At 37.8% G+C, this 8,315-nt stretch carries 9 protein-coding genes and 1 pseudogene; 1 reads left to right on the top strand and 9 read right to left on the bottom strand.

Annotated elements, in window-relative coordinates:
* Positions 1–206: 206 nt before the first annotated feature.
* From BW716_RS33985 to BW716_RS39320, 9 genes and pseudogenes are all read right to left on the bottom strand, one after another.
* Positions 207–755 carry an AAA family ATPase gene (locus tag BW716_RS33985; protein WP_083730505.1) on the bottom strand — a complete coding sequence of 183 codons (549 nt, stop codon included), beginning with the start codon at positions 753–755 and terminating at the stop codon, positions 207–209.
* 343 nt (positions 756–1,098) lie between these two features.
* Complete coding sequence (locus BW716_RS33980; protein ID WP_083730504.1) at positions 1,099–2,532, bottom strand: ATP-binding protein; 1,434 nt, start codon at positions 2,530–2,532, stop codon at positions 1,099–1,101.
* 1,039 nt (positions 2,533–3,571) lie between these two features.
* The gene (locus BW716_RS33975) at positions 3,572–3,763 is read right to left on the bottom strand and encodes a cold-shock protein (RefSeq protein ID WP_083730503.1); all 192 of its coding nucleotides are present in this window, start codon (positions 3,761–3,763) and stop codon (positions 3,572–3,574) included.
* A gap of 10 nt (positions 3,764–3,773) precedes the next feature.
* Positions 3,774–4,046 carry an RNA-binding protein gene (locus BW716_RS33970; RefSeq protein ID WP_083730502.1) on the bottom strand — a complete coding sequence of 91 codons (273 nt, stop codon included), beginning with the start codon at positions 4,044–4,046 and terminating at the stop codon, positions 3,774–3,776.
* A gap of 27 nt (positions 4,047–4,073) precedes the next feature.
* On the bottom strand, positions 4,074–4,310 hold the full coding sequence (locus tag BW716_RS33965; RefSeq protein ID WP_083730501.1) for a hypothetical protein: 237 nt from the start codon (positions 4,308–4,310) through the stop codon (positions 4,074–4,076).
* Between the two features lie 150 nt (positions 4,311–4,460).
* Positions 4,461–4,619, bottom strand: a complete 159-nt coding sequence (locus tag BW716_RS33960) for a hypothetical protein (RefSeq protein ID WP_083730500.1) — start codon at positions 4,617–4,619, stop codon at positions 4,461–4,463.
* Positions 4,620–4,869: 250 nt separating this feature from the next.
* Positions 4,870–5,313: a cold shock domain-containing protein gene (locus BW716_RS33955; protein WP_083730499.1), complete on the bottom strand. Its 444-nt coding sequence runs from the start codon at positions 5,311–5,313 to the stop codon at positions 4,870–4,872.
* A 35-nt stretch (positions 5,314–5,348) separates the two neighbouring features.
* Positions 5,349–5,900 (bottom strand): annotated as a pseudogene (locus BW716_RS33950) (helicase-related protein); the annotation flags it as partial.
* On the bottom strand, positions 5,885–6,091 hold the full coding sequence (locus tag BW716_RS39320; RefSeq protein ID WP_368678263.1) for a DEAD/DEAH box helicase: 207 nt from the start codon (positions 6,089–6,091) through the stop codon (positions 5,885–5,887). The pseudogene BW716_RS33950 and the gene BW716_RS39320, both read right to left, overlap by 16 nt.
* A gap of 489 nt (positions 6,092–6,580) precedes the next feature.
* Between BW716_RS39320 and BW716_RS33945 the strand changes: the two genes are divergently transcribed.
* A complete protein-coding gene (locus tag BW716_RS33945; RefSeq protein WP_235644011.1) occupies positions 6,581–7,741 on the top strand; it encodes an acyl-CoA desaturase in 1,161 nt (386 codons plus the stop codon).
* The last annotated feature ends 574 nt before the right edge of the window (positions 7,742–8,315 follow it).

The raw sequence follows: 8,315 nt of genomic DNA, 5'->3' as shown, positions 1-8,315 counted from the left end.
ATATCCTTACCCGACTGCCATCATCTCTAATGACTACGCAAGACTCGTTTCCGGTGGTTGACTAGACCTTGTCGGACAGGATTAGTTACCTGTCGGGTAATTTCGAGTTGTTTCATTGATAAATCCCCACCTCACGGACTTTGCACAGCGCAATCGAACATTGTCCCCTACAGCCCGCAGATTAAAATGGGAATAATTAAGTATGATTATGCTTGATTATTCCCATTTTTGTTTAATACTTCATAGTGATGCAGGAACTTTATAATTTTAGCTAAGTTTTCTTCTGGTTGTTGAATAGTGTCAATCAAGAGCTCACCGGCATCAGCCTTTAAATGCATATACTCATATCTTTCAACAAGCTTTTCAAAATCAGTGATAAGTTGATTAGGTGTAGGATTTTCGGCACGTTGATTAAAGCGGGAAGCCCAAAGCTTCTCATCACTACAGGTTACCACAACAGATTTTAGAGTAACCAAATTTTCATGACACCATTTTCTCAGGTCCGCAATATCCTCATTAAATTGAAAAGGGAAATCAATAATAATAGTTGAGTCAATATTTTTATTGCTATTCAGGATAGTATATAACAGTTTGAACGTAACCCGGTTTCTTGCCTGGTGTTCCGGCTGTATGCTACTAATTACATCATAAAAATCATCCTTTCTCAGTATAGGTAAATTAATAGTGGCTGAAAGCAAATTTGACATGAATGTTTTTCCTGTTCCAGGACGTCCTCTAAAGAGAATTAGATTCATCACACAGTAATTTTATAGTTTAAATAAAATGCTAAATTAGGAAAAGATTAGTAAAGCCGTTTGAGCTACCAATTATGTAAGTGGATAGTCATCGGATTTAGACTCATTCAAAGTTTCCTGGATAAGTTTTGCTCGTAAAGTTCCGAATTTCAGCTAAACTATCTGCAAACCGGTTCGAAACTTGTCCCCCCGCAGCCCGCAGATTTTAAATGGGAATAATTAAGTATGATGCTTGATTATTCCCATTGAGTTTTATGTAAACTTGATAATTATTTCTTTTTCTTCATAGTAGATATTCAATAAAACAGACCGAGCTGAATTTTCAGGAAAGGTACCACGGTATTTAGTTTTTAAATAAAGCCTCCATAGTAATCTCTTTCTGTATAAGATTAATGTAGTTGTCGTTTTTTTTTGCTCCAAAGGTGGTTATAAGTGTAATAAAAAGTGTTTTACGGGTTTGGGTTCTTTCACGAAATACAGCTTCTTTTTGTTTTAATACTGCAGCATAGTTTTTGTCTATAATAAACTCGGAAAGAGTAAATTTAATCTCACATAGATTGATACAATTATCTTTTCTGTCAAACAGAAGATCTATTTGCGCGCCTTGCTCCTTCTTTTTGGAAGAATAACGCCACGGAGATACTTCGGTATAAACATCCGCTATTCCTATTTCTTTTTTAATCTGCTGAGCGTGTTTAAGACATATACTTTCGAATGCAAGGCCACTCCAGCTTTTCCATGATGTGCTTTCAGATAGCCTTAGCCAAGTACCAGGCCCTTGCGATTTACTATTTTCTATGAATTTTATGTAGAAAAGTGAATATTCATCCGTAAGCTTATATATGCTGTCCCTGACAGTTTTATCAAAAGGTACATAAGGTGTTATAAATCCTGATTCCGACAGTTCATCCAATAATTGTGTGGTTCCCCCTCCGGATGTGAGTGAGCAGGCTTCAATTATTTCATTTCTTGTAAGCCCGCCGGATTTAGCCGCCAACGCTCTGACCACTTCTATATGATATGTGGCTTTTTCAAATAATGAGTGATAAAGTATTTTAAATTCATCATGCAACAAACCGCTTTTTTTAAAACATGTTCTATCTAATACCTGTGCTGCGCTTTCTCCTTTATTCACTTCTTTAAGATATAAAGGAATACCTCCCATCGCCATGTAAAGCTGCAGCAATTGATATTGATCCAGGGTTATTTTTCTACTTTTCAGATAGGCTGCTGTTTCACTAAGATTAAAAGGTAAAAGGCGAATCCTTTTTGTTACCCTGTTATGAAGTCCACCGCGGTTGTTAATTACTTTCTGAATCATCCAGGACGCAGCAGATCCGCAGATTACTACCACCAGATTTTTTTGCCGGGAGGCCCACATATTCCAGAAATATTCAAATGCCTGCATAAACCCTGATCTTGGTGTTTGTATCCAGGGAAATTCATCAAAGAATAAAACTCGCTTTTGCTTTTTTATAAGAGGACCTATATATTTTTCCAGCATGTTAAAAGCCTGACTCCAATTAACCGGGGTTTCTACCGGCAAACTTTTCATGGAGCGTGTCAGCGCCTGACCGAAATTAGCCAGTTGGTCGTTCAGCGTTGCATTATGGATGCCCGAAAATTCAAAAATTATGTGCTTCTCAAAGAAGCTCCTGATTAGAAAAGTTTTCCCTATTCTTCGGCGGCCATATATGGCCACCAATTCAGCCTCATTAGAGTCCAAGGCCCTCTGTAATAGTAGCTTTTCTTCCTCTCTTCCTATAAGTTGTTCCATCCTGATATAATTTATATTTCGCCACAACTGGTCAAAAATAAACACTTGTGGCAGAATATAAAAATTTATATTTCGCCATAACTGCTGGAAAATAATACCTTATGGCAGCTTATGTCATGCTTATTATGAATGAGCCTGCCTAATAAATGAGTAAATACCAGATAAATCATCTGCAAACCGGTTCGAACATTGTCACCTCCACCCCGCAAAAAGGATCGATTATCTAAAAGATGATCGATCCTTTTTCGTTTCCTGTCCAATTCCATTTGGAAACACCAGTTTTTTATTTTTTCCTTCATGCTGTTATTCTCTGGACTGCCATACGATAGCCAGTTGTGAGGAAAAAATTGGCCACATAATCTATCTTTTCTTAAAGGTTTGATAGGGTGAAGCTACATTTTCCCAAATTCTACTATTCCGCCACTGTCCTTGTCATACCCAGCCGAACAGTTCCTGAAACTTTTCTTGGGTCTTTTCATCCAACGTGTATGCTATTTTGTTTTCAATAAAGAATATTTTGACAGTTGGCTTTGTAGCGTACCATATTTGATAAAATGAAACTGGAACAATTCAGTGGAATTGGGAGTATAAGGAATCGATCAGGTGTTGAGTGCTGGTTTTTCGTTCGAATCCGGGTATGCTTATTTTGACTGTAAATCCTGTAATCTGCTACAGTAAAGGGTTAGGCTGAGCTCTAATTCGGTAGCCAAATAATGCCGATTTTATACGGCTAGTGCTTGAGAGGAAAGAACCTGTTTGAATAATACTATACGTAAGATTTTTAAATGAGATTTTATAGTGTTATCCAGCTATACTAAATCATTGTGGCAGCCATTCACATCTAATTCGATCTGGCATTTAGTTACAATTGTGACCAGAAACCAAGTAATAAAAACTGTTTGTTGGTGGAAGTTTGTAAAAAATAGGCTGCAAAAAATAAATGCATAGATAGGGGAAGCAATAGATATTGGAGGGCAAAGATTCTGTAAAATAAAAAAGCTCTGCGCATGCGCAGAGCTGGAAAATAAATTATAATGGTTTAAAGAACGCGAACGTTCACCGCATTTAATCCTTTTTGGCCGTTTTGTACTTCATAAGACACCCTGTCGTTCTCACCGATCTCATCATTCAGGCCCGTTACATGAACAAAGATGTCTTTGCTTCCATCAGCAGGCGTAATAAAGCCAAATCCTTTAGAAGTGTTGAAGAATTTTACTGTACCTTCTTGCATTGTTATTGATTTATTGATAAAAAATTGTTTTTCCTATAGTCTTTTCGTTACATAGTGCCTCGCTTACCGAAAGGTGCTGCTGCATAAATTTTTTTTTGTTCAGTGCAGCAATTGCATTGTCTCCTGCTGTTGCTGTATGCATATAAACATACCCAAAGCCACGCGGATTATTATTTATGTCTCTGGCAATTTCTGCCCACTTTACTTTACCAAACTTTGAAAACAGTTGGAAAAGATCTGGTGATGCAATTTCGTTTCCCAAATTGCCTATAAATATTTTCATGGGCACATTAACTTTTGCATACCTGGTTTACATAGCTTCACTTACTTCCAGGTACTTATTCTTATAATTTAGTTGGTTAAGCGCATGTATCGCTTTTATTCCTCCCTCCTGCGATTCCATCAGTACAAATCCAAAACCTCTTGATCCGCCGTTTTTCTTGTCCATTATTATACCTGCTGAACAAACATTGCCGAATGCTTCAAAAAGCTTGGTCAGTTCTGTTTCTGATGCCTTTAGGTGTAAATTCCCGATATAGATTTTCATGACGAATATTTTATAGCTTGCTGATGAATAGTTCTTATCTCCTGCGACCGAACTGATATGGAGTTGCCGTTTTGAGACGTGCTTCGTTCAAGACTATAGATTGCATTTACACACTGCTATGATTTAGCTTTTCTATTGCCTTTTTACCAGTTACGCACCCTGCCATTTCAACAAAGCAAACCCTCTGGGATGTTTTGTTAAATTATCAGTGATGATTTTTACGGATTTGACTGCCCTGAATTCTGCGAAGAGATCATGTAATTGTTTCTTTGATGTCATGTGACTCAAGTTTCCTATGAAAATGCTCATAATTGCTGTTTGAAAAATAAAAATGGCAACTGAGACGCAAAACTGAAGATGAAATTAAGATGATTGCAGTTCAGAGAGGGCAATGGCAGAAAACCAATATCTACATGAAGGTACGTTATTATATTGTATAATCCTTCATCCAATTCAAAAATATACTTCTGTAGAAAAAACGTAAGTATTGACAATCCGGCAAGACAGGAAAGTGCACAGACGATACAAAAGCACAATGCTTTGTACCTTCTGTGTTTATCTATTTTCTTAGCACCTGTACATTTACAGCACTAAAACCTTTCGATCCTTTTTGCAATTCGTAACTGACCTTGTTCCCTTTTTTCAGCAATTGCGAAATATTGTTGCTATGTACAAAAATGCTCTCTTTACTTTGGCTGTCGCTGATAAATCCATATCCTTTAGCTTCATCAAATGACAGTACTAAACCGGAGTGTAGTAAGTCATGTTCCCTGTCTTGCGGTGCAGCCCCAAGTATAATATCCGCAGGGTCTATTTCTATGCGGTTGCGCATATCCGGCGGCCGGGAAGTCAGGTTCCCGTTTTCGTCCAGGTACGCCATCATTTCATCCAGGCTTTTGCCTTTCTTGTTGTTGAGCTTGCGCTGCTGCATCTTCTCGACTTTCTCCTTTCGTTCTTTTGCTTTTTTCTTTTTCAGTTCCTTTTTTAAAAATGTTTCGGCCATGTATTTTGATATTCTTTAGAAATGAGTAAACTTTATTACCTCAGGTGAGCAGGTACTTTTGATACAGGTACCGGGAATCCTATCAGCTTCTGAATGCTTTTCAGGTAACCTGCTTCTTTATAATCGAAAAATGATATAGCCTTACCTGTAGCTGCTGCCCCTCTCCCGGTACGGCCAATGCAGTGTACGTATGTTTCTGCAGCTTCCGGTATATTGAAATTCACTTCCCGTGGCAAATGATCTATATCAATACCTCTTGCCGCTATATCTGTTGCTATGAGCACTTTAACGCGCTCCTGGCGGAAATCACTTAACGCTTTCTGTCTTGCATTCTGCGATTTGTTACCATGAATTGCAGCAGCGTGAACACCGGTTCCTTCCAGTTGCTTTACCATTTTGCCCGCGCCATGTTTGGTACGTGTAAAAACGAGCGATCTTTCTGTTCCTGCGTCTCCTCCAAAAACAGGCGTATACCTTAATCTGATTTTTTCATCATAAGACTTGAAATCCTCCGCAATTTGTATGGCTAGCTCTCTCGTCGGGGTAAGAATCAATGATCTTATTTTGTTATCTACCTTTTGACTGCAACTAAGTAATGCAGGATAGGGACAGCGAAGGCAGCAGTTTTACCGATTCCGGTCTGGGCAATACCCAATAGATCCCTCCATAAAAGTATTTCAGGAATTGACTGTTGTTGTATTGATGTAGGGGTTTTATATCCCTTGCCATTAAGAGCTTGTAGGATAGGTGCTATAATATCTAAATCGTTAAATGTCATCATTACTTATTGAGCCGCCTTTGTGTTTTTAGAGGTGGTGTGATTGAATATGTGCTAAAACAGCACATTATTACCAGGCAACTGTATCGTAGATGCTTGTTTGGTATATGAGTATGGTGAGCAATATGATTACGGCACTATAACTGCGCATTATGCACTTTATGTCCGGGCCAAATTAAAGAATGGCAGTGCTCATGTCCTGTTAAGAAAGCAATCGGCACAACCCTATTGAAGAAAAAGATTATCCGTAATTATTTGACGGAACAACTGGCAATCGGAAAAGCGAAGACTGAGAAGAAAGGATGAAACGATACAAATCAGAGAGGCAAGACTTATGCCATAAGCGATAAAGATAACAGATTTTACGCGGATAAAAAAATAAAACATGTCAGATGACACTGTTTGAAACCTTTTTATTTATACAAGCTTCATTTTATAAAGGTGGTTCGAACCAAATGAGCGTAAGATATAAGCAATAAAAAGCAATAGATGAACAGGAAAACAGGTGCTAAAAAATTGATTTTTCTTGTTTTTTTTCCCCATTTTTACAGCATGGGAAAGCTGGTCTACAATAGAAAATCCATATTCTTCAAGGCACTTAAAATCGAGATAGAAAATTATTTTGTCGAAAACGGTATTGAGAAAACCGGGAACTGGAAACTTTATATAAAGTCCTTTATTCTTATTTTACTGGCTCTTGGTTCCTATATCTACCTGCTTGCATTTAATTACTCTTTCCCCTTTGGCATTGTACTATCCGGGCTATTAGGGTTTATTCTTGCAGGCATCGGTTTTAATATAATGCATGACGCGAATCACGGCTGTTACTCGACTAAAAAATGGGTAAATAGTTTGATGGGGCTTACACTAAATGCTTTAGGGAGCAATGCGTTTATATGGAAGCAAAAACATAATATCATTCATCACACTTACACAAACGTAGATGGTTTGGATGATGACATCGCCAAAAGCCCGATCATAAGGCAAAGCAGCACGCAGGTCTGGAAACCAGTTCATCAGTTGCAGCATATATATCTTTGGTTTGTCTATGCGCTCAGTTCTATTTTATGGATTTTTGTTACAGATTTCATGAAATACGGCACGCAGAAAATATACACCACAGAGTTAAAGCATATGAATTTTAAAGAGCACTTTATTTTTTGGCTAAGTAAAGTGCTGTACGTTATTTTTTATATCGTGATCCCTGTCATATTTGTAGGCGCACAAAAGTGGCTGATAGGGTTCTTGTGTATGCATATCACATTAGGCCTGTCGTTGGCAGTCGTATTTCAGCTGGCACATGTTGTGGAAGAAACTGAATTTGCATTTTGCAGCGAAGATGATGTTGTAATCGAAAATGAATGGGCGGTACACCAGCTTAAGACTACGGCAAACTTCGCGCCTGGTAATTTCTGTATAACATGGTATGTTGGAGGGCTGAATTACCAGATAGAGCATCATCTCTTTCCCCGTATAAGTCATATTCATTATCCTGCACTCAGCAAAATAGTACAATTGAAATGCGAGGAGTTCGGCATCCAATACAATTGCATACCGACAATTACCGCTGCAATTGCCTCTCATTATAATCATATGCGTTCATTGGGTGTGAATCCCGATAAGAAAATCGAAATAAGTAACCACATCTAACTTCAATGGGGCTGATCCAAAAAGCCCTTTTTGACTTTTGGGTCAGCCCCTTGTTTGTTATAATATTGAATAGTTTGTAGGGGGGCGATCTGCGTCTAAATTTTGTAATTTTAAGATAAGAACTACGCAATTTTTATGCCTTTATTGATCAATCTTCATTAAATCAGAAGGCAGTTGCAGATGGTTATCAGTTAAACCTTTCTTTTGCAAACAACGTAATCAAAGTACTTCTACCCTTTTTGTTATCGTTGTTTTATATTGGATAATTCCGGGGAGCAATATGGCTTGATTCTGGAAATAGTAGAGGGAAAAGAAATAAAAGTAATTGATGACGATATTCCGGGGTGGGTAGAAGAGTACGTTTTGCAGAAATTATTAGGGGAGTAATAATAGTCCTATATCAACTCAAAAATATTCCTCATTACTACATTCTACTTCTACTTTCCCAATATATATACAACGGGATCTTTATAAACCTCCCCCGGATGATTTGTAGATGAAAATGAATAAGGATAAAACTTTCATCTTTCAACATCCTACACGTTGTATTTTTGCAATGAAGTTGTTTACACTT

It is taken from the genome of [Flexibacter] sp. ATCC 35208, from assembly GCF_001975825.1.
Classification (GTDB): domain Bacteria; phylum Bacteroidota; class Bacteroidia; order Chitinophagales; family Chitinophagaceae; genus Chitinophaga.
The sequence above is the reverse complement of the archived record's forward strand: the minus strand, read 5'-3'. Positions and strand labels throughout refer to the sequence as shown.